Below are 22,423 nucleotides of genomic sequence, written 5' to 3'. Positions count from 1 at the left end.
ATGGAATTCGAAGGCCTTGGCGATGTGCTTCGCTACCTGCATGGACTGGGCTTCAAAGCCCGTCCCACCAAGAATGGGGTTCGCCGATTTCTTGGTACGTTAAAGTCCATCGCCGGGCTGGTTCCAGTCGAACTTGCGATTGCCGACTGGGATTTTCTTGTCTACCCGAAAATCCGTATTACGGAAAAGCCCTCCTTTTTGCCGGCCCGAATGGCGCATGGAATCGTTGGAGGTGATTTCTGCTACCTGGCCGAAGGCTCCGTGGTGCTTGATCGATACAACCCGGCTGGAGCCGTCGCGTTTTGCTTGCAGCAAGCTACCAGCCTGATCGACCAACTCATTAGCAACCCAGCTCAAAGTGAAGCGGATATTCAAATAGAGTTTCAGTCGTATTGGACTGGGTCGAGTGCCGGGACAGTGCTCCCAATTGGCTTATCTGAGTTGTCATCAGACGCTAATGAGGCGCAGGTTTACAGGCTGTCACCCAGAGCCCCATTTGGCGACATCGTTACCACCAATAAGGCTGCGGTGGATCGCATGGCACTTTCTTGGGGGGCCACTGCACAACCGCTGGAGGCACGATGCTGCTGGCTTTTCAGAACAACTGCCGCGCCAGTTGCGTCATCAGCACTGCCTTGGTCGGTGAAAGAGACCTTAAGCTGGCTAAAAACGTGGGACAGCTCTCTCTACGCTGCAATTCAGAAAAGGATCGAATCTGACAAATCGATCTTGGATTCCAGCCGTATTTACATCCTCATCGATTCACCGGTGGGTTGGATCGGTTTCGGCTTTACCGTGAACCGGCGCTACATCACTAAAGCAACCACCAAAGGGACTGCCGGCAGCCGCCGATTGGCCGGGAAGGCGTACCGTCAATACCTTCATGGATTCGGTGGTTCCGACAAAATAGTTCGCCTGTACACCACAGATCTCAGTTCCGAGTTTGTGCACACGCGAAACCTGGCCGGTTCACTGAAAAAGGGGTTGGCCGGGCTGAAAATCGCTCTCCTTGGTTGCGGATCGATTGGTGGTTATGTCGCTCAAGCGATGACTCGACTGGGCGCTGGAACAGACGGCGGCGTGCTCATGCTGATCGACAATCAATTACTTCAGCCGGACAATATAGGTCGCCACGCTCTTGGGTTCAACGCGCTGCTCAAGCGAAAATCTCAGGCGCTCAAGGATGAACTTGATCTGCAGTTTCCCTACAGCACTATCGAGTCGCGTCCCATTGCGATTACACCGAAGCTCGATTACACCAGCTTTGATCTGCTCATCAATGCGACCGGCGAGGAGCCTCTCTCAGAAATGTTGAATGCGCTACGCATCAGCAATGACGCGGCATTCCCGCCTATCTTGCATGCATGGATCAAAGGTAATGGCGAATGTGTTCAAGCCTTGTGGACGGACTCATTGAAACACGGATGCTTTCGCTGCTTGCGGCGGTACGAGCCCGGAAGCGAAATGGCAGAGCGGTTCCAAGTACTCAAGCACGAAGTGGAGAAAGGCTTTCGCGCCTGCCAACATTTTACGCCGTACGCCGTGTCTGCATCGCTGTCCGCTGCTGCCCTTGTCACGGACATGTTGATTGACTGGAAAAAGAACGGCAGCCCAAGCCCAAGGTTTCGAACCCGGGCAGTGGAAAACGCAGACACCTACAAAATAAAGAACCAAGACATCACTCCGTTGAGTGGCTGCCCTGCATGCGGAACGAAATGATCCTGACGGCCCCCGAGTTGCCTGAGTTGTACATTCTCGTCGAGAGCAGTGTGCTCGACGTGATCTGTGCTTACCGCCAGGACAGTAGAAAGAAACAAGAAGCCGGAGGCACGCTGATGGGATACAGATCGGGCCAGCATCTTCATGTCCTTTACGCGACCGTGCCAATGCCTTTGGACAAGTGTTCACGCATCAGCTTTGAACGCCTGGATCCAGGTCATCAGCTTGCCGTGACGAAGGCGTGGAAAGAAAGCCAGGGTCGTGTTGATTACCTCGGCGACTGGCACACTCATCCACAATTGAACCCATCGCCTTCTGGAATTGATTACACGGAATGGGCGAAGCTCGGCTCGACCCTGAATAAACCTCTGCTCTTCTTGATTGTAGGAGAGCGTGCGAAAATTTTTGCGGCTTATCACACTGACCAGAATGCTGTACCGCTGACTAGTGGCGAATGAAAGACTGTCTTGCTGTCATCGATTTCAACTTACTTCAACATGAGAAAAAGCATGGGTGCGCAGCACAAGCAAAAAACCGCAGTAGATATTGAATTCACCCACACGGCAAATCCAAGCGCAGGCGGCAAAATCCTCTTCCTCAAGATCTTTGACTCTTCCACTTACTCGGGATTATTCAAAGCAGGGACGGTGTGTCTCACCATCTGGCTGATCGGTGCGTCGCAAACCGCAGTGACGCTGTACGACAAAGAAATTGATGCATATTCCGACAAATACAAGTTTGAGGCGGTTACCCACCGCTTCTTGGATCAGACAGACTGCCGGCTTCTATCGAGCTACCAAGCAGATTGCCTGATAGCTCAACATAAAATAAAGGCCTCGGGGAGCGCATTGGAAGCACTTAAGACTGCTACTGACGCCGCATGGGTCGGCGGCATCTTTTTCTTCATCGCCTCGGCCCTGCTTTTCTTTTTTGCCCCGTTTGCCCGAAACGCATATCAGCAAGCAGTCGATAAGGCGGAGAATTTTCAGCGTTAAGTTCGCTTGAAGGCCCCCAACACTTCAAGCGCCTGACCTTAGGCAAATCGACTGATCGAGGTGATTCGCTGGGTTCACCCACCGCCGGTGAGCAATGCCTCGGCGAACAGACTCGTCAGATCCGGTGGGTAAATATCCTCGTCACACCTCGACAGTTCTGTTTCCGACCACCACCTCACTTCACACACGACGCTGCGCTCCTGATCACTCCATGCGGCAGAGGAGCACTTCTCGGTGCGGGCATACACCGCGTAGTACTTCTCGACCGCGAGCACAGGCTCCCCATCGGGCATTTGCCATAGGAACTCTCTGCGTGCGATGCATGAGCCAACGGATTGGACATCAACACCGGTCTCTTCCTGGAGCTCGCGCACTGCCGCCTCCTCAAAAGACTCATCCCGTCTGAGTTGTCCGCCAGGTGTCGCCCAGTAGCTCATCCCCGCCAAAGCACCGGTCTTGTAATTGATCTTGAAAAGCAGCAGTCGATGATCCGGGCTGATCAACAATATGCGTGAGGCTAAACGGCGTCGTGGCATGAGTCCCCCGATTGATGAGCACTAACCAATGACCTCCAAGACCTCACTACCCCGCATTCGCCGAACTTCCACCACATACTCAGCAATGTTGGGGACGGAGTAATCAACAACCAACTCGACCACCGCTTTGATCGGTTTGCCTGAACGCCCTACAGGATAATCCGGAATTCTACGGAAGATCTCTGTGCCGCGACGATGCGGCATAGGCCAAGTATTGCCTGAGTTCATATGACACAGCCAAATGGCTTGGGCATACGCCGGGATGAAAGTCGCCGAATTCAGCGTCAGGACATCATGTTCGAGCCTGCGGTAATCGCGAGCGCCGAGCAGTCGATGCAGTCTATGCTCCTCTGCCCAAAAGAAGACCTTGTGGTTGATCAACTCATACCACTGTCGCGGTGTTGTCCCATCCGTGAGGGCCTGTATCAGTCTGCCCTCAGGCATGGGCTTTTGATCACGAAGCACAATGTTGGAAGGGTGCCCTGCCCTCACATCCATCTTCTGGTTACGGTGCTCGCTCTCGAACCGGGCGCGGTCATCCCCTTCGATGGCGAGATGATCAAGGACTGCCGTTGCGCTCATCAGCCCTTGGGTACGAATACTGTCCCAAGCTCCGCGCTCAGCCATATGGTAAACCCGAGGATAAAGCTCGATTAGCTTGTTTAGATCCATCTGTTATCTCCTGCCAGAACGCGCCGTCCAGTTGCGCCGATCAATCAGCGAACGTAAATCGCTGGGATCCGGGTCTCTGGTAAAGCGAGTGTTAATCAGCGAGACAGGTGCTTGAGACACTCGCTCAAGCTCCTCCACGAATTTGATCGTGTCAGAATCAAGCTGCTCGAACCGACGAGCATTACGATTCGTCGACTTGAGGTAATCTGCAAAAGTCAGAACGATGTCAGTCGGGGCATTCAGCGCGCAGGCTTTGCGAAACTGATCCCATTCGAACCAGCCAACTTTACGGTTACGGTGAGTGGTGGAGGTTTTCTCGGCAGCGTTCAAAGCGTCCGCTTCGAGACATGCGAACTTCGCAATGTCGTCGAAAGTCGTCGGATGCTTGAGCGTCCCAGAAGTGTGTCCCTGATCCCCATCCGGATCGCCGACGCGGATAGGCATAGGTCGAATGACCATAAGGATCTTGCGAATTCTGCTGGGTGATATCCCCGCTTCAGCGAGGCATCCTGCAACATTCGTGTCCCTGGACGTCACATGCGGATAGTCACCGTGGAAAATACTCAGTCCGCTCCCCTGGGTTCCTTCCAGCAGAATGGAGTTACCGTTGCGGTAGGCCTCTTCCAGCCTGTCTGATGTGCATCCGTGATATTTTCCAGGCATCCCCACGTAAGGGCGAAGCTCATCAACATCCCGCGCGAGCCTTATCTTTTTACCTCTGCTCAGAATACGCCGCGCAGCCGCTGCCCCACTTCCGCTTCCAGTAGAGGCGATGGTTGACACCAGATGCCCCTCCTTCTCCGTCTCGATGTCTTCATCTTCAATAATGGTTGCTTGAGGATCGATGAACAACCGGTCTACGCCGATACCGCAAGCTTCAATCTCCTTCAAAAGCCCCGGCAACCTGATAGTCATGCCAGGGCCAAGGAGTAGTCGTGCAGTCACTTCACGCGACCCTGAGGGAAGATGATGATAGGTAAACGTACCGGCGGCACTCGCCACGGTGTGCCCAGCGTTGGGGCCACCGACGCGAACCATGACATCGTACTCGCGGGCCAGGTAAGCGACGATATTGCCTTTGCCCTCGCTTCCGTACTGACCGCCAATGAGAACATCTACACATCGAATTTCAGGCGGTGTGAAGAGATGCAAGCGAGCGGCGACCCGCACCAATGTGTCCTCGGAATCTGAGCGTTCGGTGTAGATGCGAACGTCTGCATCCTGTTTGAGCGCTTCGATCTCATCCGGATCCTTGAGCTGATTCACATCCTCGTAGGCTGGAGGGCTGGTTTGCCCTTCAATACGCTTGGCGTAACGCCCCTGAAGCGTGGGATCGCTAGCGTAGAGGTGCACATGTACCAGGTTGGCACCGAAAGCCTGTCGAAACTGCAGCACCTGGGCCAGCGTATCAAGGTGATCAACGACTAATGGTCGATCATCGCCCTCACTCGCGCACATCGCCTGGGTTTCCAGAAGCATCCACTGCTCATGCGTTCCCTGATCCAAATCACGTCGCCGATCAAGAATGTCCGGCTGATCCATTCGAAGGCGCCACTCGACATCTTCAATGGCTCGACGATCACAAACCACGGCGAAGCCAAACTGCCTTTCCAACAAATTGGCTAATCCACTCTTGCCGCTACAGGTCTTGCCACTGATCACTACAATCTGCCGAGTTTCCATGCGCTACTTCTCCCAGATGCCTATTATCTGATCTGCAACTTCCGATGAGGTGTGTTGTTGAGTGTCTAGAACTTTGTCCGCAAAACCTGCAAGCGAACGAGCGCTCTGCTCGTTAGGGTGCTGTACGCTCACTTGATACTCATCAAGAAGAGCTGCACCACGTGCAGCGTATCTCTGCTCCAGAACAGACTCTGGCGCGACAATGTGCACGTGCCTCACCACATCCCCGAAACGGAGCCTGAACAACTCCACTTGCCGGTGTTTCCGAACTGCATCCAGGAGCCAGTTATCAACATCTGGTCGGGCTTCGATGGCTGGACTTGCGACAGACTCAATGAGCCAGGAAAAATCAGTGGCCCTGTCTAGGGAGTCACCGAGTTCTTGGAGATTACTACGATCAAGTGGCTCATTTCGGGCAACCAACTGAGCCCGCAGAAAGGTGCCACTACTGATGGAAACAAACCCATGGCGCTCTTGTAGCGAGGCAGACACTGAAGTCTTGCCACTGGCTATCGGGCCGCTTAAAAGAAGTAGTCGCTTCATGTGATGACAATCCCTGTCTTGCGAATTCAATATCACGCTAAAGCGTAGCTGGCCCGGCTAAGTTCATATGTTTTTTTCCACACAGATCCGGCAAGAATCCATCCGGCGAATTTATGTATCTGGAAAGCGATCCTGTATCACGCCTGGCCCAGCGCTTTCATCGCTGACACTAATAATGGAATCAGACTTCAGAAGTGGCGCCCTGCATCACCTCAATTTCAGAATTTCTATGATGCAGCCAAAACGCGAATGTAAGGGGCAAGAGCAAGGGATTCCTAAGCCCATCGGCATCTTGGTGACGCCTAGATGTATTCGATTTTTTGGAGTGGTTATGCGAGAAAAACCTGGCCGATTACAATTCATCGCAAACTCAATTCGCGCATGTCCCCTATGAGAGTGTCCTAAGAAACGACCGCAATACGGTGTCTAGAAGCTAACTCTACGAACTCTATTCGAGTTCAATTTGCGGGCCATAGGTCATAATATCCGCGAGACGAAGCGCCTTCCTTGCTGCAGTTTTAGCGGCAACCAAATCGCCGATTCGTAGGATGTCTATCAGCATCTGGCGGTCTTCTACCTCTGTGGAGGCTTCAGCGAGACGCTTAGACCAGTACAAACGGGCAACATCAGAACCGATTTCAAGCACTACTCCAAATGCTTGTCCTGGATTGATTTCACGCTCCCAAACTCGCGTCAATGCCGTAGTTGCCGGTTCCTCTGGTTTCCGTTCCGTTCCCTCAGAACGCTCTATGGCCGCCGACAGATCATTACGAACTTGATCAGCCTGCTGGAATTGAGTGATTGTGAAAGCCGTCAATTCGGCTTCAGGGGGTGACGGGCGCTCTTGTCTCCTTGCCTCCAGGGCATCTATAGCGGCCAATACTTTCTGCTTTAAGTATTCTTGCGTTGATACCCGAGCAGCTAGGCGCAGTTGTCCAATCAAACGGCCAATATCGTCGACCAATGAAACAAGGAACCAGTATGGGCGCTCCGTTCCCTGTTGACTCAGAGCCGTAGCTACGAAGGGCCATACCTCCTGCGCAGTGAGGTTTGGCCGCCCCAAAACATGCGGTATCTGTTCGGGCCCAAGAAGGCATAAATCGAGAAGGAAGGATTCGGGGGGAAGATCCAATCGTCCTTCGTTTAATCGGCCATTCGCGATACCAACATCTGCCGCGAATTGGTCGGGAATGTCAGCAAAAGCACGGCGCAAATGCTGTGGGGCAATCGCTAAAGCATTGGGGTCATTCGGCCGCACTACAACGTTTAGCCCTTGACCTCCTGGATTGATGCGTTGGAATCTAATCGGAGCAGCATTTTGAAGCGTCCCTAAAAGCAATGCGATGTCTGCGGCTGTCGGTGAAACAACCGATCGATCAAATGCGTCCAGCCATTCTGGAGCTTCAGGTGGCATCTCAGGAAGCACCAAAAATAAAGACCTCAAAGCAGTTACTCGCTCTCCAGGTGCCTGCGCGTGTTGAAATTTTTGTATGAGATCGTCTACCAGTACATTCTGGTCGATGACATCTTCCAATGGAGTGGGGAGGCGATCTAGGTAAGGTCGCATGCGGGTAGAAGACGCTAGAAGCTCCAGAAAGCAGTGAACCCTAAGCGCCTGCATCAGAGTCACGGCTCGGGATACTCCTGAGCCAGCATGAAGACCAGCAGCTCTCTGCGTGAATAGAAGTGAAAATCCTTGGGTTGCTTCATTCACCAGTGTTCTATGCGCGGCTGCGTCTGCTACGCCAGCGGTTAAAAAAGAAGCTGCTGGGACAGGCGCTCGAAGGAGGTCTCGCACATCACCAAGGATTTGCCGTGCACTTTTGAACTGAGTTGGGGAAAGCATCATTGCTTGTTCACCCCGAACCTGCACGATAATTGCCGCCAGGGCCTGCTCCGCTGCTGCGCCAACAAGACCTATTGCCGGCGAATATCGGGCGCTTTCCACCCGAAGCTCTCCGCGACTGGGCGTACCAAGGCAGATTAGGGCCAATGCGAGTGATTCCTGACTGGCCTCTAACAGCCGCACCGCGTTGTTACTTAGCAGTCTGGGCATTACTTTATCCTGCCAACCATCAGTCCTTGGTAGCAGTGTCGACTGCCATGAGCTCTACAGCAAAGATTTAAAAGAATCTTTTACCACAAGGTTTTGCTCGCTAAGGCTGCTCACCAAATCACTTCTGGTCGTGAGCATCACCTCCGCAAAGCAAGACTTTCAACCAAATCGATCACCTGCTTCCGATCATCTTTTTTCAGACAGTGAAAACACTGCAGCAGGTGCGCCGTCTCATCATCCTCGCAGTAAAAATACGGCACCGGCAAATTCAGCACAGCAGCGATCTGCTTCACGATGCTTTCACTAGGCTGGTGAACGCCCTTCTCGTACTGAGACATCCTCGCAGAAGCTGTCGCCGGCTCAATGCCCGCCTCGATCCCCAAACGCTCCTGTGAAAAACCTCTGATCTTGCGCGCTTCTTTTAACCGCTTGCCAAACGTACCCATTTTCTCATCGCCGAAAGGCTAAGAGATTCTTAGATTTGGCTTGAGCAGATACTAAGTATTCCTTAGTATTCGGCAGAAATATCCTTTTGCCATCACTCCAAACGCAAGGACAGGAATTAAAATGAAGGAAATGCAGATCACAGACGGGCGACTCGACGAAAAATCGCGTGGCTTCGGCGGGGACATGGTCAGCTACCACTACTGGAAAATTGACGGCAAAAAACTCGAAACGCTCGAGATCCCCGATGCGCTCGATGCGCATGTAAAGGCGGGTGATCGAGTTCGAGTGACCTCCCAATACGGCAAAGACAAGGTCAACAGAATCTGGGCGATTCAGGTGGACGGAGAGCCAGTCCGCTCGATCGTTAATGTTCCTTTCATTGCTGTATCCCTGGGAAGGCTCAGCATCCTGCCTCTGATGGTCGCCATCTTTACGATCTTCGTTGCCTATGGTTTCTGGGAGAACAGCGCCAACCATCGGGGCTTTCACGGCTCGTCCTACCAATTGGGCTGGATCGCACTCAATTTGTTCGTCAGCTATCGCTACATGATTAAGCCAATGTTGATCATCACGCGCGGCATCAAGGCGTTTCGCGAATATTGCGCCAAGGCCCCTAAATCAGCCTCGGCACCCAATTGAAACGAGCGGATAGCGATACGTATTCCGAGAGCCAAGAATGTGAATCACGTTGAGCTGATCATCAGGCCAAGCCCTATGAGCATTTGGCAACAAAGCGAAAGCCAAGGTAACCAATGACGAAAGCTCTCTAACGAACTCATTAGCGCATTATAATGCGCTAAGATTTGAAATGAGGCGGAGTTGGCGCATTTAAATGCGCTAACTGAACACACAGGCTCTCAATGCCTACTAAAGAATGACGAAGACTCCCAGTCAAGCATCCGGGATTTTTCAAAGTCTGAATCGAATGCTTTGATCGAGGGGCCTTTTATGGACTCAAAGCAAAATTCCGGTCAAGACTCGATGGCCATTGAGCTGATACAACGCCAAGCCGAGCAGGTTTTTGGCAGCAAAGTGAAGGCCAATCATTGGCTGAGTCTGACGACAGTCAAGGGCAGTGACAGCTCACGCCTGCAAATGGCTTACACTGAACAAGGATTCAAACGTGTAAAGGCTGAACTTGAAAGGCTCAGTCACGGATTTACCTGTTAACTCCAACCTATCCTCCAAGCCCTCGGACTCAAAATCGTTGCTTTTGATCTCAATTCGAATGACGGCAGAATCCCTGCTCTGGCACGTTCAAGGATTGCTGCACAAAAGAAGTGCTGCTTGGAAGGTCAGCGATTCTGTATCGCAATAAACGCGCAAATCTGATCCTTCTCACCGTGCTTATCCGCGTCGATATTCCCGCGCAGGTAGGCCAAAGCGTGCACGAAAAGCCCTGCTGAAATACGCCATATCGCCAAATCCCCATTGGTAGGCAATTTCGCTGATCTGACGGTTCTCCAGCGCAGTGTCACGTAAGTCGCGAGCGCAGTGTTTCAGACGAACGTCCAGTAGGTAGCGACTGAACGAGGTTTGCTCCATCTGGAACAGACTACTGATGTAACGCGTGCTGATGCTGAACTGCCTGCTGACTTCAGCCAGCGTCAAGTCAGAATTACTCAAATGCGCGTGCACGTAGTCCTTAATACGAAATAACAGAGTCGTACGCTGCGAACCCTGTGCAACCTGCCCCTCAGCTCGTTGAGACAAGGCCATCGCCAACAAGTCTATGCCCTGTTCGCTCAACCTCATCTGCTGGTGAGCGTTCAGCTGATTATCTAGAGCAGCCAGCCCAAGAAAAAAATCGAACACCATCCGCTCCAATGGGTCGTTTCGTGACATTGGTAGTGCTGTGAGGTACTCAAGGTGCGCAACGCGCTGTTTCAGGCTGTTCCTAGGGATCTGCACCACGGTCTGGCGGAATGCACCATCAAATTGCAAACAATATGGACGGCGAGTGTCGTAGATGGTGAAGTCCCCGGCCTCGATGTTGGCTTCGCGACCTTCCTGCGTGAAGCGTGAGCGGCCCTCGCGGCCTAGGCCGACCAACACGAACTCATCATTACTGGAGCCAAGGCTACGTACATTGCGAACCACTGTTTGTTGGTGTGCGCTGATATCAACCACTGACAAACCGCCTACTTGGCATGCTTTGATACTGCCCTGAAAGGTCTCTGGATCGCTTAACTGGCACTCCAAGGGAACGAACGTTTTGCTCACCACTTCCTGCCAGTAGGCAGACCGCTCCTTAGGCTTCACACAGTCGGTGCTTAATTGAATTTTCATGGTCGTTGATCCTGGTCTCAATCCTCATAGCCCACTGATGCAATTCTCACTCCGCCCCACATGTCTGTACCGCCGGAGACAATTTTCAGTTCCGTTTTGTCCTAATGAGCGTCCCGACAACGGGAATAGGCTGCGTCCTACCTTAGACAGCCGAGACCTCCACCATGAAACGTCCGATTAAAGTCGCTTGCGTCCAGGCAGCCCCTGTATTCCTCGACCTGCAGGCTACGGTCGACAAAACAATTAGTTTGATACGCCAGGCTGCTGCTGAAGGCGCTGAGTTGATTGCGTTCCCAGAGACCTGGATTCCTGGATACCCCTGGTTTCTTTGGCTTGAGGCTCCCGCTGCATATATGCCTTTGGTGCAGCGCTACCATGAGAACTCCTTGGTGCTTGACAGCGCAGAGGCGCGACGCATCAGCGACGCCGCCCGTGAATGTGCCATCCATGTAGTCTTAGGTCACAGCGAACGGGCGAATGGCAGCTTGTATATCGGCCAATGGATCATTGATGCCCAAGGCAAGACCATCGGAGTACGCCGTAAACTCAAAGCCACTCATGTCGAACGTACGCTGTTCGGGGAAAGCGATGGTTCGTCACTTAGCACTTTTGAAACAGAGCTCGGCAGGCTGGGAGCGCTGTGCTGCTGGGAACACTTACAACCGTTGTCCAAATACGCGATGTATGCTCAGAACGAGCAGATACACGTCGCTGCCTGGCCAAGTTTCAGTCTTTACCGGCAGATCACCAATGCGCTGGGCCCTGAGGTCAATACCGCAGCCTCTCGAATTTATGCAGCCGAAGGCCAGTGCTTTGTACTCGCCCCTTGCGCCTTGGTGTCACCCGAGATGATAGACCTGCTGTGCGACGACGATTACAAGCGCAGCCTACTTCAAACAGGAGGTGGTCACGCGCGCATCTTTGGCCCTGATGGTAGCGACCTAGCCACGCCTTTGGCTGAGGATGAAGAGGGTCTGCTGTACGCCACCCTGGAACCGAGTGCATTGATTTTTGCCAAAGTGGCCGCCGACCCCGCTGGCCATTACTCTCGACCCGACGTGACGAGACTGATGCTCAACCGAACAGCCAATCCCTGCGTAGTGGAGTTCAGTGCGCCACAGCCACAAAGTGTCGAGCCAGATGCAGACAACATCGAACGTCTTGCTGACCATCTGGAGTTTTGACATGGAATCTACGATCCCAAAACGTCTGAGTATGGAGAAAGAAACCCAGCGCCTACACCGGCCACCGACCAGTCTCCGTTCCCTGTCTGGTCATTACGGTTTAGCCCGCTGGCCTGTCAAGTAGCGATCGTTTATTTCGGCATGCGGAAGCCGGAGACAGGTTGCTGTAAGTGCCCCTCATACTGCACAGACGGCGATCCGCATGCCCCCCTTGAATTGGAACGCGGCCCAATGCCTCAACGAAGATGGCTTTAGCAACCTGACCATTGCTTATGAGGCTGAGCCTTTGCTCAAAGACAAAAGTCTTGGTGCGTTGCCGAGTGGCGATAAGATGAAATACGGAAGGCATTTGGCGGGGTTAAGGAGGATGGCGTCTCCATTATCGAACTCTCGGAAGCGGTATTTTCTTCTCAAGGTCTACCAGAAAAAACTGGTCTATCGGCCTGCCATTCCACGGCGACTTTCGAAGCAGAATGGTTGAACAGTTAGACGGACTACCACCCTGCGACATTGTTACCCCATCCCAATTGTCGGTACCGCAGTGCACGTCAACAATTGCCGCGAATCATTCAATGGCTGATCAGTTCTGGTCTGGTCATCTCGACAGTGGCCTAAAGTGGCACCCATCCACTTATAGCCTCCTCTTCGGTGGCTACTCCCCCTAGTACTGTGCCTGGGCAGGACAGGAACTCAGTCTTGGGACAGGATGCATTCCATCAGCCCCGGAAAGCGCAGGTTGAGTTCTTCGGTGCGAAGCGAGTTCATGTGCGTAGTTCCGACATTGCGTGTACGAACCAGCCCAGCATCGCGTAACACCCGAAAATGATGAGATACGCTGGACTTTGGTCGTCCCCCATCAAGCTCGCCGCAAGAAGCCTCATTTACAGCCGCCAGGCAACGAACAATGTCCAGACGAACGGGATCGCTCAGCGCGTAGAGGATACGCTCTAGAAGAAAGTCAGATGGAACCGGGTGTTTGAGTGCTCGCATGGGCTAATGATAATCGGGGGTTACAGAATTATCCATATTTCGATTACTATCGAACAAGCGAATCACCCCTATCAGGAGTCTAGTCATGTCCGCACTGTTCGAGCCGTTCACTCTGAAGGACGTCACCCTACGTAATCGCATTGCCATTCCACCTATGTGCCAATACATGGCTGAAAACGGTGTAATCAACGATTGGCACCATGTTCATCTTGCCAGCATGGCTCGTGGCGGAGCCGGCCTGATAGTGGTCGAGGCAACTGCCGTTTCTCCAGAAGGACGCATCACACCTGGATGTGCAGGTCTCTGGAACGACGAACAGGCCCAGGCGTTCGTGCCAGCCGTCAAAGCGATCAAAGCTGCAGGTGCTGTTCCTGGTATTCAGATTGCCCATGCTGGCCGAAAAGCAAGCGCCAATCGGCCTTGGGAAGGTGACGACCACATCGCCGAGAGCAACCCTAATGGTTGGCAGACCATAGCGCCCTCCCCGATCGCATTCGGTGCACACCTGCCGAAAGTCCCACAAGAGATGACGTTGCAAGACATTGCTCGCGTCCGCCAAGACTTCGTAGACGCTGCACGCAGGGCTCGCGACGCTGGCTTTGAATGGATCGAGTTGCACTTTGCACACGGATATCTAGCCCAAAGCTTCTTTTCAGAACACTCAAACAAGCGCACCGATGCCTACGGCGGCAGCTTTGAAAACCGCTGCCGGTTCCTCTTGGAAACCCTCGCGGCTGTTCGTGAGGTCTGGCCCGAAAATCTGCCATTAACGGCACGCTTCGGTGTGATCGAATACGATGGGCGAGATGAACAGACGCTTAGTGAGTCGATTGAATTGGCTCGACGCTTTAAAGACCATGGGCTCGATTTACTGAGCGTCAGTGTTGGTTTCACAGTTGCAGAAACCAACGTACCTTGGGCTCCAGCGTTTATGGGCCCGATATCAGAGCGAGTACGTCGCGAAGCTGGACTTCCTGTGACGTCGGCGTGGGGCTTTGGCACCCCGCAATTGGCAAACGAGGCTATTCATGCAGGCCAGTTAGATCTGGTATCGGTGGGCCGTGCCCACTTGGCTGACCCGCACTGGGCATACTTTGCAGCCAAAGAGCTGGGAGTTGAAAAAGCCTCCTGGACGCTTCCCGCACCGTATGCTCACTGGCTTGAACGCTACCGCTGAAAACTGTTGAGCTGATGCCGCTAAAGCGGCATCAGCTCACTATGCCAACCGCAACAAAACCCATCACTCTCTCCCTCTTCGTCAGCCAACTGAATTAACAACTTTCAGTTGTTACTCAAGCAATTTAAAAGCCATTTATCAATCTACAGTAGGTTATTAAAGTGATTCCCACATAAAGCTTTCTGCCTACCTGCACGCTCAACTGAGGCCGATAGCTCGCTATCCAAATAACTTTTTGTGGAGAATCATGATTGTCTCGCTCACCTAATACTCCAAGGTCGCGAATGCTTCCTGCGCTAGGCATCGTCACGATTGTCGCCAGCCTGGGCTTGGCATTTGCCTGGTCGGCAGATTGGCTGGGTCATCGTGGACTGACCGCAAATCAGGTTTTGACCTCCGTGGAGAAAGATGCGCCGAATCCATTCCCCCCAGGATTCAGACGTGCACACGGCAAAGGCATGTGTTTCACAGGACAGTTTGTGCCTACCGAACAAGCAGGCGACCTGTCTTCAGCGCGTGTTTTTTCTGACAACATGACTCAGGTCATCGGCCGCTTCTCTCTAGGAGCCGGTGACCCGCACGCAACTGACAATTCAACTCGCATATTGAGCCTGTCGCTGCTACTCAAGCAGCCCGACGGAGGCGAGTGGAGAATGGCCATGATAAACGACTCATTCTTCCCGACTGCAACAGTGGAGGGACTCGTTGCCATGGGAGAGGCTTTTGCGCCGGACTCGATTACCCATCAGCCAGTGCCTGCGCGAATCGAAGCATTTTATGAGGCTTATCCAGAGGCAAGAAAATATATCGATGCTTCGGACAAGGCTCCCTGGTCGCGCAGTTTTGCCAGCACTCAGTTCTACAGCATCAATGCTTTTGCATTCACCAACAAACAGAATCAGAAGCGTTTTGTTCGCTGGTCATGGCAGCCTCGACTCCCATTCAGCGGATGGCCCGCCGAGTCCCGAGACAAAGCTGAGCCTCAGGCGTTATTCGACGAACTTATCACCCGCGTTGCCAACAAGCCTATTGTCTGGGATCTGATCGTAACGGTCGCCGATCCCAGTGATCCGGTTAATGATCCATCACAGCCTTGGCCGGACAGCAGGCTAAAAGTGAATGCAGGGACTCTAACCATAAACGCTCTGAGCGAGCAGGCTACTGGTTCCTGCCGTGACACCAACTTTGATCCCACTATCGTTCCCAACGGGGTGGCGATCTCAGATGACCCTATCTTGCACGCGAGATCCGGCGTCTATGCAAAATCATTCAACCTGCGCGAGCGAGAAGTTGGCCAGCAATCATCTGGCAAAGAGGTGACCCAATGAAGCGATCTGAATCTCCGGCAGCACGGTACAACCTGGCCGGCCGAATGCTCCACTGGTTGATGGCCATGATGGTGTTGTCGACATTATTTGTCGGAGTGGGAATGACTAGTTCGTTACAGTGGCGCCCGCTGCTGCTGAATATTCACCTGTTACTAGGCGTCAGCATTTTTGCGCTGGTAATTGTACGCATCGTAAACCGTCTTACATCGCCCTACCCCGGTCACCCCGAGGGCTTCGCATCATGGCAGGCACTGGGCGTGACCCTCGCGCACCTTATGCTTTACATACTGATGATCGCGTTGCCAATTGTTGGGTGGACATTGCTTTCCGCCGGTGGGTATCCGCCACCCACCATATTGGGCTGGGCACTCCCAACACTGGTGAAAGCCGACCCTCTGTTGTACTCAATCCTTCATCAGACACATGAAATCATGGCGTACAGCCTTTTCGCGCTGATCCTCACTCACCTCGCAGCTGCGTTAGTGCATGCATGGATAAAAAAGGACGGCGTGTTCACGCGGATGACCTTCGGCTCAAAGGTTCGGAACAGATAGGCCAATCTGAGCCGCGAGCCCTTGAGGCACACACCTTCAGAAATAAAGACTTTGAGGAAATCATCCGTGGGAAATGAAAAAAAAATCGAAGACGAACGACTTGTTCTTGAGGCAGCTAACACCCTATTGAAAGAACTTTACGGTCTTTTCGAGATCGATCCCACGCAGACCGATAAACCAGACGCTGCAATCGAAACCAGCGAACCTAAAAAACGGATTGGTATCGAGATAACGTCAATAGATGACCAAAGGGTTAAGGCGTACCTCAACGACAAAAAGCTAGAAAGGGAAATCGTACGCAAACAAGTTGAAGACTTTCAACGCGATGGAAGCTACAGCACGGCCCCACGCAAAAAAATCGATATCGACGTTAATGCTAAGTACATCTATAAGGGGGCGTCAAAGAAACTGGATCACTACAAAAATTATGCGGCCGCAGGAACCTTCGACGAAGTGATCCTGCTCTGCTATAGCGATTACATCAGCCCCGATCTATCTGCTCGGCTTGGGATTATTGAATGGACGAATTTCTTTCTAAGCGCAGATGACTTTCCGTACGAAAAAGTCATCTATGCCAGCGTTGAAGACCAAAATGCGGTGGTGGTATATGAGCGAAATAAGCCTCTCAAGAGAAAGCCGTTACGCTACGTATCAGCAGCCCACACCGTCCTCCATGGCAGCTTCACGCCGATAAATGCTGGGTTCAACGTAGAGAAAACAGCTCGCCAGGCAGCTATTATTCAACCCAAGCAAAACCGCAAAAAAGCCAGAAAGTAGTAGCCTCGCGTTGGTGACCGAACACGATAACCGGTGATAACGCAGCCCTAGACTGCAAACCAAAAATCACCCAAAGCTATTACCATAGCCTGAATTGACAACCAGGGTTTTCGAAAAATGGATCGATTCAAGGCTATGGAGGTTTTCGTCGCAGCGGCTGAGGCCGGCTCTTACGCAGCAGCATCAGCCAAGCTATTCATGACCCCTCAAATGGTTGCCAAGTATGTGCAAGCCCTTGAGAGCCGGCTCGGTGTGCGCCTATTGAATCGTACTACTAGGCGCCAGAGCCTCACCGAGTTTGGCCAGCGATACTTCGAGCGATGCAAGTACATCCTTTCCGTCACGGAAGAGGCTGAGTTCATGGCTCAGGATGCACTGGAAGAACCACGCGGAAAAATCAGGATAAGCGCCCCATTAAATTTTGGGTCAGGCAGCTTTATGTCGTTCATCCAAGGCTTTCTTTCCAAACACCCCATGGTGGAGGTCGAACTCACTTTATCGGATCAGTATGTCGACCTGACTCACCAAGGGTTTGAGGCAGCGATCAGGGTAGGTGAATCATCTGGCGTTGACTCCCCTCATCTGGTCTCAAGAGAGCTTAGGCGCTACCAATTGATTCCATGTGCGTCGCCGGGCTACATCAGAGAAAACGGCACCCCGCAAAACCCACAAGATCTGATTCGCCACACCTGTCTGTCCTATCTATTTTCAGATCAAACACACGAGCAGGAATGGGTCTTCACTCTGAGTGGAACTCCGATGCCGGCGCAACTCAAAAGCCGCATGCGAATAAACGACATGCGAGCATTGATCAATGCGGCTATTAATGGACAAGGGATCGTCTTGGCTGCAAAGGAAACGTTAGTTGACGCCTTGCGCCGTGGAGATCTGGTACGCGTTCTCGATGACTACGAAGGGCCTTCAAGACCACTGAATCTTGTCTACAAATCTGATCGCCAACAGACCGCCGTTGTCAAAGCGTTCGTCAAAGAAGCCGTCGAGCACTTTACCAGTAACCTTAATCTGGCCTTCTAACAGCGATAACGCATTTTGGATACTGAGTTCTACCTTCACAACGCCAATCAGACATCTGCAAGCAATGCCACGAAACCGTAGCGACCTATTGAAGTATCATTTGGTATTATGTAGCTATGGCATATGAAATTTTCACCTGCGTGAGCTAAAGGATTGAACCATGGGGTATAAGTTCTTAATCAGAAAGCAAAATGGGACTTGGCCTAAAGAGGATTTACCAGCTTTTGTACTCGAACAGGACAGATGGGATGATTACGGCTTCAGGACGCAGTACCATTTATATTACGTAACGCTGGATGAGACCGGTCAACGAGTAGTCGACCTTATAGGGCCTGTTAAAATTCTCCGCTTTGGTCAAGTCGCGGGAGATGGTATACAAATCACTGAAAGCTTTAACTCATTGGATGATGATTTTTGCTCAGTGGGGGCATCCCTAGACTATTATGAAAGGCTCCGTCAACTTTCAAAGCCGAAAGCAAAGCGCGCGCTCTTAGGTCTTCGAGATATAGTTTACGATTCTTCACTGGAAGAGATCTTTCGCAACGAACCAGGATGGGGAAAATCCCTTTTCCGGGACGGCAAGGAAGATGCATATTTAAAAATCGCCTATGGTCTAATGACTGGAGACTACACAGAGCTACCAGGTGAAGAGCTAGCTTTTTCGGTGAAATTTGATAACTGGCTGAACAGTTTGGACTTTGAATTTGGCCAACGCAAACCCTACTTCCGCCGACGTCCTATCCTACCTGGCCGCATTGCAGTTCTGGTTGGAGCTAACGGTTCCGGAAAAAGCACCGTACTGGCTCGTATTGCAAGATTAGCTTTCGCTACTATCGCGGAAAGAAAAGATCTGACTGCTCTTGGCGCATTGAAACCTGCTGGAATTGGATTTCCGCGCATTGTCACCATATCATTCAGTGCTTTTGACAGCTTTCACCTACCTGGTTCAAATACACGAAGTCGTCGAAAAATACTGGACGAAATGAATTCAGGTACCGGTAGATTTGCATACGTTGGCTTAAGAGACCTCAAGGCTGAAGGTTCCAGGATTGCTAGAAGTACGGAAAGTGAAGCCAGTCCTTTTGGGGATACCGATAGACTCGGGGCTACCAAGCTTAAATCCATAGACAAAATCGCAGAAGAGTTTTATCTCCACCTATCTCAGATTACTGACTCTACCAAAATAACCATATTGAATTCTTTACTTTCAGGACTCCTTGAAGGTTCAGCACTTGAGGAGTTACTGGAGTACGAGCTAAATTTTTGGGATAAAGAAATTATCCTTTCAGCCTTTCTTAAGTGCAGCACCGGACATAAAATTGCCGCGCTTGTGGTTACCAGCCTAATTGCGGTGACCGTACCGTCCTCGCTGGTATTGTTTGACGAGCCTGAAACACACCTACACCCACCACTGCTCGCAGCCCTGATGCATGCCATAAGGGCAATTATGGCGAACAACAATTCATTCTGCATTGTCGCCAGCCATTCCCCAGTCGTTGTTCAAGAAACGCTAGGGGCGGACGTTAAAGTGCTTAAGCGTGATGGTGACTGGGCTTTTGTAGAGGGAGTAGGTAGTGAGACTTTTGGAGAGAGTATCGGCCTGATAACTTCAGAAGTATTTGGACTCAACCCCGAAGCAACTGATTACCATCGGATTTTGGACAAACTGGTGGATCGCGTAGATGATCAAGAAGATTTAGAGGGCCTATTCCTACAAGGCCAAATGAGCCATCAGGCTAGATCTTACAGCATGAGCAGGCGCTTATTTCTGAAAAGGACGAAGAAATAGTGTGGAATTTAAAAAAACCTAGCCTAGCTTCTATTCGATCTGATCTCGATATACTTTTCCCCGAGGGCACTGGAGATGGTATTTCCGAAGGTGACAAGCTCAAAGTATTGGAGCTATACGATGAGTACGAGGAAGGACTAGGTGAGCCTGACCCTGGGTGGAAAACAAGACTGCTATCCAATGAGTCCAGAGATCTCTTACTTGCAGCATACGGGGAGGTGTCAGACAAAGGCGAATTATCCTTACTTCGCGCAGCGCTCAAACGGGAAGCTAAAAAATGTCCTTACTGCGGGTTTGGAGAAATACGTGACCTCGATCATCATTTGCCAAAACAACATTACAAATGCTTCAGCGTATTCGCACTGAATCTTGTACCGTCCTGCTCTAAATGCAATGGCCATAAACCGCGAACACCACCTACTGCCAGAGATAAATATCATATTCATGCATACCTCGATGACGTTTCAGGGCTGAACTTCCTGGTAGCTGACATTGAGATTTCGGATAATGCACTATCCGTTATTTTCAGAATCGAGAAACGTCGAGGTATGAGTGACGAGCTAACTAGGCGTCTGAAACAGCACCTTAAAGATTTTAGATTGAATGAAAGATATGTCGCTCAGATAACAAATTACCTGGAATCGCAAGAAACAGGATTGGACGATAATTTCAAACTAGGTGGTGCAGCAGGTGTTAGAGCATATTTGCTCCGCACTGCCGAATCTAATCGACGTACAAATGGCCCCAACGACTGGAGGGGAGCATTGGTGGTCGCACTTGCTGAATCAGAAGAATTTTGTGATGGAGGCTTTTATGATGTGCTTGGCTTTACCTAGCTTTAGCACAGATACAATGCAGAAAATTTATTTTGCTCCGGACGAGTTTTTATCTGGGGCTGGGCAATCCTTCGAATCGAGAGATTGAAAGGCTTCTGACTTATTGGATGGGGTTCTAACGATACCACCAAAAACGCCTCACCAGCCTATCTCAGGTTGATGAGGCGCAGGGCTACGTGAAAAGGTTCAAGCTGGCTGACTCGCCGCTGGTCTTGCATCAGGCCATTACTATTGCCAAACGCAATTAGAAGGAAACTCGCACCATCAAACCACCGACCAAGGCATTGTCGACCTGATTTACGCCTCCTGGATGAACGATATATTGCAGGTTCGGTCGCAACGTAAGCCAACTCGTGATCTTAGCGCCGTAGTAGATCTCCGCACTGTATTCGTCACCCTGCACTGGGAGGTAACGCGGATCGTCATAGTTGGTGACATCGTTGATCTCATTGACTAGGCGCTGACGTTTGCTGACATCATCGGCAACACTTAGCCCGCCTACTGCGATACCAATTGCATCACCTTGGCGCGCGTCAAAGGGCCCATTAATCGTCACCCCCAGCGTGTAGTGTCTGGCAACATAACCGGTAGCACGGTCGTTCCAAAACCCCTGACTAAACACTTCTATGTTGCGCTTCGGGTTATTGTTGATGGTTGCCACCGTTTGACGAGCAACATACCACCAGCCAGTACGATGCGAGCGTTCTTTGAACTCACCACCGGGCGTCAATGGCTGTGGCTGCCCATCCGCCCCTTCATACAGGTCGCTGGCATTAGACGTGTTGTAGAAACCGCCAACGCGATACTCAGCCGGCAGACCGAACAGAGCTTGTCTAGGAAACCAGATCAACTCAGCCGGGATGATGAAACCTTCACGCCCACTGGTGCTGATTTTGAAATGGTTTCTGTTCTCCAGAAGTGTTGGGTTCTGCTCGAAAACACCGATCTGAAAAGCCCAGTCAGAGGCGAAGATCAACTTCGTACTGGCCCCCCACTGACCAATCGGGAAGTTATACCAGTCATCCCCGTGCCAGTTGCCTGGAGAACTACCGCAGAAAACCAGGTTTTCGAAGTCACAGGTGAATTGGCCGAACGCGTCAGGCCCGAAACGCCCAATACTGTATTCGAGGTTCCCATCCAGCAGCTTCTGCCTGAACATGACCTGAGTCAGTCGCGTAACGTTGCCCCGCCCAAACACGTTCTGGGAAGATCCAAGCTGGCCTTGACGATTATCAATCAGCCGCTCCGCTGTAAGGTCTTTTCCGTTACGATCAGAGATTATAGTGACGAGGTTCGCGCCCTTGATCCCAGCAATTTTGTCCAAATCCATGTTCAAAGTGAACGCGAACTGATCCGCGTAATCTAGTGTCTTATCTTTATTACGACCGCCACTCAGGTTCGTCGCTGCGTCATTACGGTAGGTCATGCTCAGCGCGTAACCCTTTTGCTCCAACTCAGTTCGCAGACCGCCCCAATCCCCTAGCATCCACTGCGACCCACCTTCTGCCGTATAAGCCGCTGTAGGGGACGGGTTCGAACTGGACTCGAAAGTTGAGCTTTGGCTTGCACTTGGAGATGGACTGGACGTCTGGTTCTGCCCTGCATGCAGAACACCTGACCACAACCCCCCAACAATAACGCTACTGCAGAACAGTTTTTTTATTTTCAAGACGATGCACCTTTTGAATATAGCCTAATAGTTTTATCTTTTTTTGGCATAGGTAAATCGCTCCCAAAAACTTGGGAGAAAATGACACAAACGTCCTTATTGATTGAAAGCAGCAACCAAGCCCTCAACCTCATACTTCCTTGC

At 51.6% G+C, this 22,423-nt stretch carries 23 protein-coding genes; 14 read left to right on the top strand and 9 right to left on the bottom strand.

Annotation, left to right across the window (positions count from 1 at the left end; translation table 11 throughout):
* Genes IHQ43_RS11820 through IHQ43_RS11810 form a run of 3 tightly spaced genes read left to right on the top strand, consistent with a single transcriptional unit; the run spans position 1 to position 2,714 of the window.
* On the top strand, positions 1–1,719 hold the full coding sequence (locus IHQ43_RS11820) for a ThiF family adenylyltransferase (protein WP_192564495.1): 1,719 nt from the start codon (positions 1–3) through the stop codon (positions 1,717–1,719).
* Positions 1,716–2,177, top strand: coding sequence for a Mov34/MPN/PAD-1 family protein (locus tag IHQ43_RS11815; RefSeq protein WP_192564494.1), 462 nt, complete (start codon positions 1,716–1,718; stop codon positions 2,175–2,177). The genes IHQ43_RS11820 and IHQ43_RS11815 overlap by 4 nt, the downstream gene beginning before the upstream one ends.
* A gap of 51 nt (positions 2,178–2,228) precedes the next feature.
* A complete protein-coding gene (locus IHQ43_RS11810; protein WP_192564493.1) occupies positions 2,229–2,714 on the top strand; it encodes a hypothetical protein in 486 nt (161 codons plus the stop codon).
* A gap of 74 nt (positions 2,715–2,788) precedes the next feature.
* Here IHQ43_RS11810 and IHQ43_RS11805 read toward each other — a convergent pair whose 3' ends face one another.
* The 6 genes from IHQ43_RS11805 to IHQ43_RS11780 all read right to left on the bottom strand — a co-directional run bounded on the left by IHQ43_RS11805 (position 2,789) and on the right by IHQ43_RS11780 (position 8,650).
* Positions 2,789–3,250, bottom strand: a complete 462-nt coding sequence (locus tag IHQ43_RS11805) for an NUDIX hydrolase (protein WP_192564492.1) — start codon at positions 3,248–3,250, stop codon at positions 2,789–2,791.
* Between the two features lie 21 nt (positions 3,251–3,271).
* Positions 3,272–3,922, bottom strand: a complete 651-nt coding sequence (locus tag IHQ43_RS11800; RefSeq protein WP_192564491.1) for a DUF7002 family protein — start codon at positions 3,920–3,922, stop codon at positions 3,272–3,274.
* Between the two features lie 3 nt (positions 3,923–3,925).
* Positions 3,926–5,605, bottom strand: coding sequence for an adenylosuccinate synthetase (locus IHQ43_RS11795; protein ID WP_192564490.1), 1,680 nt, complete (start codon positions 5,603–5,605; stop codon positions 3,926–3,928).
* 3 nt (positions 5,606–5,608) lie between these two features.
* Positions 5,609–6,148 carry an AAA family ATPase gene (locus IHQ43_RS11790; RefSeq protein WP_192564489.1) on the bottom strand — a complete coding sequence of 180 codons (540 nt, stop codon included), beginning with the start codon at positions 6,146–6,148 and terminating at the stop codon, positions 5,609–5,611.
* 448 nt (positions 6,149–6,596) lie between these two features.
* Positions 6,597–8,204, bottom strand: coding sequence for a hypothetical protein (locus tag IHQ43_RS11785; protein ID WP_192564488.1), 1,608 nt, complete (start codon positions 8,202–8,204; stop codon positions 6,597–6,599).
* A gap of 137 nt (positions 8,205–8,341) precedes the next feature.
* Positions 8,342–8,650, bottom strand: coding sequence for a helix-turn-helix domain-containing protein (locus IHQ43_RS11780; protein WP_192564487.1), 309 nt, complete (start codon positions 8,648–8,650; stop codon positions 8,342–8,344).
* A gap of 121 nt (positions 8,651–8,771) precedes the next feature.
* On the opposite strand from IHQ43_RS11780, the gene IHQ43_RS11775 reads away from it, so the two are divergent.
* Together IHQ43_RS11775 and IHQ43_RS29535 are read left to right on the top strand one after the other, a co-directional pair.
* Positions 8,772–9,290: a hypothetical protein gene (locus tag IHQ43_RS11775; RefSeq protein WP_192564486.1), complete on the top strand. Its 519-nt coding sequence runs from the start codon at positions 8,772–8,774 to the stop codon at positions 9,288–9,290.
* A gap of 180 nt (positions 9,291–9,470) precedes the next feature.
* Positions 9,471–9,821, top strand: a complete 351-nt coding sequence (locus IHQ43_RS29535; RefSeq protein WP_244142257.1) for an MbcA/ParS/Xre antitoxin family protein — start codon at positions 9,471–9,473, stop codon at positions 9,819–9,821.
* 177 nt (positions 9,822–9,998) lie between these two features.
* Here the strand turns inward: IHQ43_RS29535 and IHQ43_RS11765 are convergent, their stop codons facing one another.
* Positions 9,999–10,940, bottom strand: a complete 942-nt coding sequence (locus IHQ43_RS11765) for an AraC-like ligand-binding domain-containing protein (RefSeq protein ID WP_192564485.1) — start codon at positions 10,938–10,940, stop codon at positions 9,999–10,001.
* 164 nt (positions 10,941–11,104) lie between these two features.
* On the opposite strand from IHQ43_RS11765, the gene IHQ43_RS11760 reads away from it, so the two are divergent.
* Together IHQ43_RS11760 and IHQ43_RS11755 are read left to right on the top strand one after the other, a co-directional pair.
* Positions 11,105–12,124, top strand: coding sequence for a nitrilase (locus IHQ43_RS11760; protein ID WP_192564484.1), 1,020 nt, complete (start codon positions 11,105–11,107; stop codon positions 12,122–12,124).
* Positions 12,125–12,326: 202 nt separating this feature from the next.
* A complete protein-coding gene (locus IHQ43_RS11755) occupies positions 12,327–12,605 on the top strand; it encodes a hypothetical protein (protein ID WP_192564483.1) in 279 nt (92 codons plus the stop codon).
* A gap of 209 nt (positions 12,606–12,814) precedes the next feature.
* Here IHQ43_RS11755 and IHQ43_RS11750 read toward each other — a convergent pair whose 3' ends face one another.
* Complete coding sequence (locus IHQ43_RS11750) at positions 12,815–13,114, bottom strand: ArsR/SmtB family transcription factor (RefSeq protein WP_192564482.1); 300 nt, start codon at positions 13,112–13,114, stop codon at positions 12,815–12,817.
* 85 nt (positions 13,115–13,199) lie between these two features.
* Here IHQ43_RS11750 and IHQ43_RS11745 point away from each other — a divergent pair, with 85 nt between their 5' ends.
* The 7 genes from IHQ43_RS11745 to IHQ43_RS11715 all read left to right on the top strand — a co-directional run bounded on the left by IHQ43_RS11745 (position 13,200) and on the right by IHQ43_RS11715 (position 20,610).
* On the top strand, positions 13,200–14,291 hold the full coding sequence (locus tag IHQ43_RS11745; protein WP_192564481.1) for an NADH:flavin oxidoreductase/NADH oxidase: 1,092 nt from the start codon (positions 13,200–13,202) through the stop codon (positions 14,289–14,291).
* Positions 14,292–14,575: 284 nt separating this feature from the next.
* Positions 14,576–15,619, top strand: coding sequence for a catalase family peroxidase (locus IHQ43_RS11740; RefSeq protein WP_192564480.1), 1,044 nt, complete (start codon positions 14,576–14,578; stop codon positions 15,617–15,619).
* Positions 15,616–16,173 (top strand): cytochrome b, encoded by a 558-nt coding sequence (locus tag IHQ43_RS11735; protein WP_192564479.1) that lies wholly within the window; start codon positions 15,616–15,618, stop codon positions 16,171–16,173. Before IHQ43_RS11740 ends, IHQ43_RS11735 begins: the two co-directional genes overlap by 4 nt.
* A gap of 66 nt (positions 16,174–16,239) precedes the next feature.
* Entirely contained in the window at positions 16,240–16,950 is a 711-nt protein-coding gene (locus IHQ43_RS11730) for a hypothetical protein (protein ID WP_192564478.1), read from the top strand.
* Positions 16,951–17,067: 117 nt separating this feature from the next.
* Positions 17,068–17,985: a LysR family transcriptional regulator gene (locus IHQ43_RS11725; protein ID WP_192564477.1), complete on the top strand. Its 918-nt coding sequence runs from the start codon at positions 17,068–17,070 to the stop codon at positions 17,983–17,985.
* A gap of 160 nt (positions 17,986–18,145) precedes the next feature.
* Positions 18,146–19,774 (top strand): AAA family ATPase, encoded by a 1,629-nt coding sequence (locus IHQ43_RS29530; protein WP_244142256.1) that lies wholly within the window; start codon positions 18,146–18,148, stop codon positions 19,772–19,774.
* Positions 19,774–20,610: an HNH endonuclease signature motif containing protein gene (locus IHQ43_RS11715; RefSeq protein ID WP_192564476.1), complete on the top strand. Its 837-nt coding sequence runs from the start codon at positions 19,774–19,776 to the stop codon at positions 20,608–20,610. The genes IHQ43_RS29530 and IHQ43_RS11715 overlap by 1 nt, the downstream gene beginning before the upstream one ends.
* Before the next feature lie 244 nt (positions 20,611–20,854).
* Here the strand turns inward: IHQ43_RS11715 and IHQ43_RS11710 are convergent, their stop codons facing one another.
* On the bottom strand, positions 20,855–22,036 hold the full coding sequence (locus tag IHQ43_RS11710; RefSeq protein WP_192564475.1) for a carbohydrate porin: 1,182 nt from the start codon (positions 22,034–22,036) through the stop codon (positions 20,855–20,857).
* Positions 22,037–22,423 lie beyond the last annotated feature (387 nt).

Source organism: Pseudomonas gozinkensis (assembly GCF_014863585.1).
GTDB lineage: Bacteria > Pseudomonadota > Gammaproteobacteria > Pseudomonadales > Pseudomonadaceae > Aquipseudomonas > Aquipseudomonas gozinkensis.
The sequence above is the reverse complement of the archived record's forward strand: the minus strand, read 5'-3'. Positions and strand labels throughout refer to the sequence as shown.

Excerpts from the sequence above, each read along its gene's own strand:
- IHQ43_RS11820 (WP_192564495.1), top strand. The coding sequence starts at position 1 with ATGGAATTCGAAGGCCTTGGCGATGTGCTTCGCTACCTGCATGGACTG.
- IHQ43_RS11815 (WP_192564494.1), top strand. The coding sequence starts at position 1,716 with ATGATCCTGACGGCCCCCGAGTTGCCTGAGTTGTACATTCTCGTCGAG.
- IHQ43_RS11810 (WP_192564493.1), top strand. The coding sequence starts at position 2,229 with ATGGGTGCGCAGCACAAGCAAAAAACCGCAGTAGATATTGAATTCACC.
- IHQ43_RS11805 (WP_192564492.1), bottom strand. The coding sequence starts at position 3,250 with ATGCCACGACGCCGTTTAGCCTCACGCATATTGTTGATCAGCCCGGAT.
- IHQ43_RS11800 (WP_192564491.1), bottom strand. The coding sequence starts at position 3,922 with ATGGATCTAAACAAGCTAATCGAGCTTTATCCTCGGGTTTACCATATG.
- IHQ43_RS11795 (WP_192564490.1), bottom strand. The coding sequence starts at position 5,605 with ATGGAAACTCGGCAGATTGTAGTGATCAGTGGCAAGACCTGTAGCGGC.
- IHQ43_RS11790 (WP_192564489.1), bottom strand. The coding sequence starts at position 6,148 with ATGAAGCGACTACTTCTTTTAAGCGGCCCGATAGCCAGTGGCAAGACT.
- IHQ43_RS11785 (WP_192564488.1), bottom strand. The coding sequence starts at position 8,204 with ATGCCCAGACTGCTAAGTAACAACGCGGTGCGGCTGTTAGAGGCCAGT.
- IHQ43_RS11780 (WP_192564487.1), bottom strand. The coding sequence starts at position 8,650 with ATGGGTACGTTTGGCAAGCGGTTAAAAGAAGCGCGCAAGATCAGAGGT.
- IHQ43_RS11775 (WP_192564486.1), top strand. The coding sequence starts at position 8,772 with ATGAAGGAAATGCAGATCACAGACGGGCGACTCGACGAAAAATCGCGT.
- IHQ43_RS11765 (WP_192564485.1), bottom strand. The coding sequence starts at position 10,940 with ATGAAAATTCAATTAAGCACCGACTGTGTGAAGCCTAAGGAGCGGTCT.
- IHQ43_RS11760 (WP_192564484.1), top strand. The coding sequence starts at position 11,105 with ATGAAACGTCCGATTAAAGTCGCTTGCGTCCAGGCAGCCCCTGTATTC.
- IHQ43_RS11755 (WP_192564483.1), top strand. The coding sequence starts at position 12,327 with ATGCCCCCCTTGAATTGGAACGCGGCCCAATGCCTCAACGAAGATGGC.
- IHQ43_RS11750 (WP_192564482.1), bottom strand. The coding sequence starts at position 13,114 with ATGCGAGCACTCAAACACCCGGTTCCATCTGACTTTCTTCTAGAGCGT.
- IHQ43_RS11745 (WP_192564481.1), top strand. The coding sequence starts at position 13,200 with ATGTCCGCACTGTTCGAGCCGTTCACTCTGAAGGACGTCACCCTACGT.
- IHQ43_RS11740 (WP_192564480.1), top strand. The coding sequence starts at position 14,576 with ATGCTTCCTGCGCTAGGCATCGTCACGATTGTCGCCAGCCTGGGCTTG.
- IHQ43_RS11735 (WP_192564479.1), top strand. The coding sequence starts at position 15,616 with ATGAAGCGATCTGAATCTCCGGCAGCACGGTACAACCTGGCCGGCCGA.
- IHQ43_RS11725 (WP_192564477.1), top strand. The coding sequence starts at position 17,068 with ATGGATCGATTCAAGGCTATGGAGGTTTTCGTCGCAGCGGCTGAGGCC.
- IHQ43_RS29530 (WP_244142256.1), top strand. The coding sequence starts at position 18,146 with ATGGGGTATAAGTTCTTAATCAGAAAGCAAAATGGGACTTGGCCTAAA.
- IHQ43_RS11710 (WP_192564475.1), bottom strand. The coding sequence starts at position 22,036 with ATGACCTACCGTAATGACGCAGCGACGAACCTGAGTGGCGGTCGTAAT.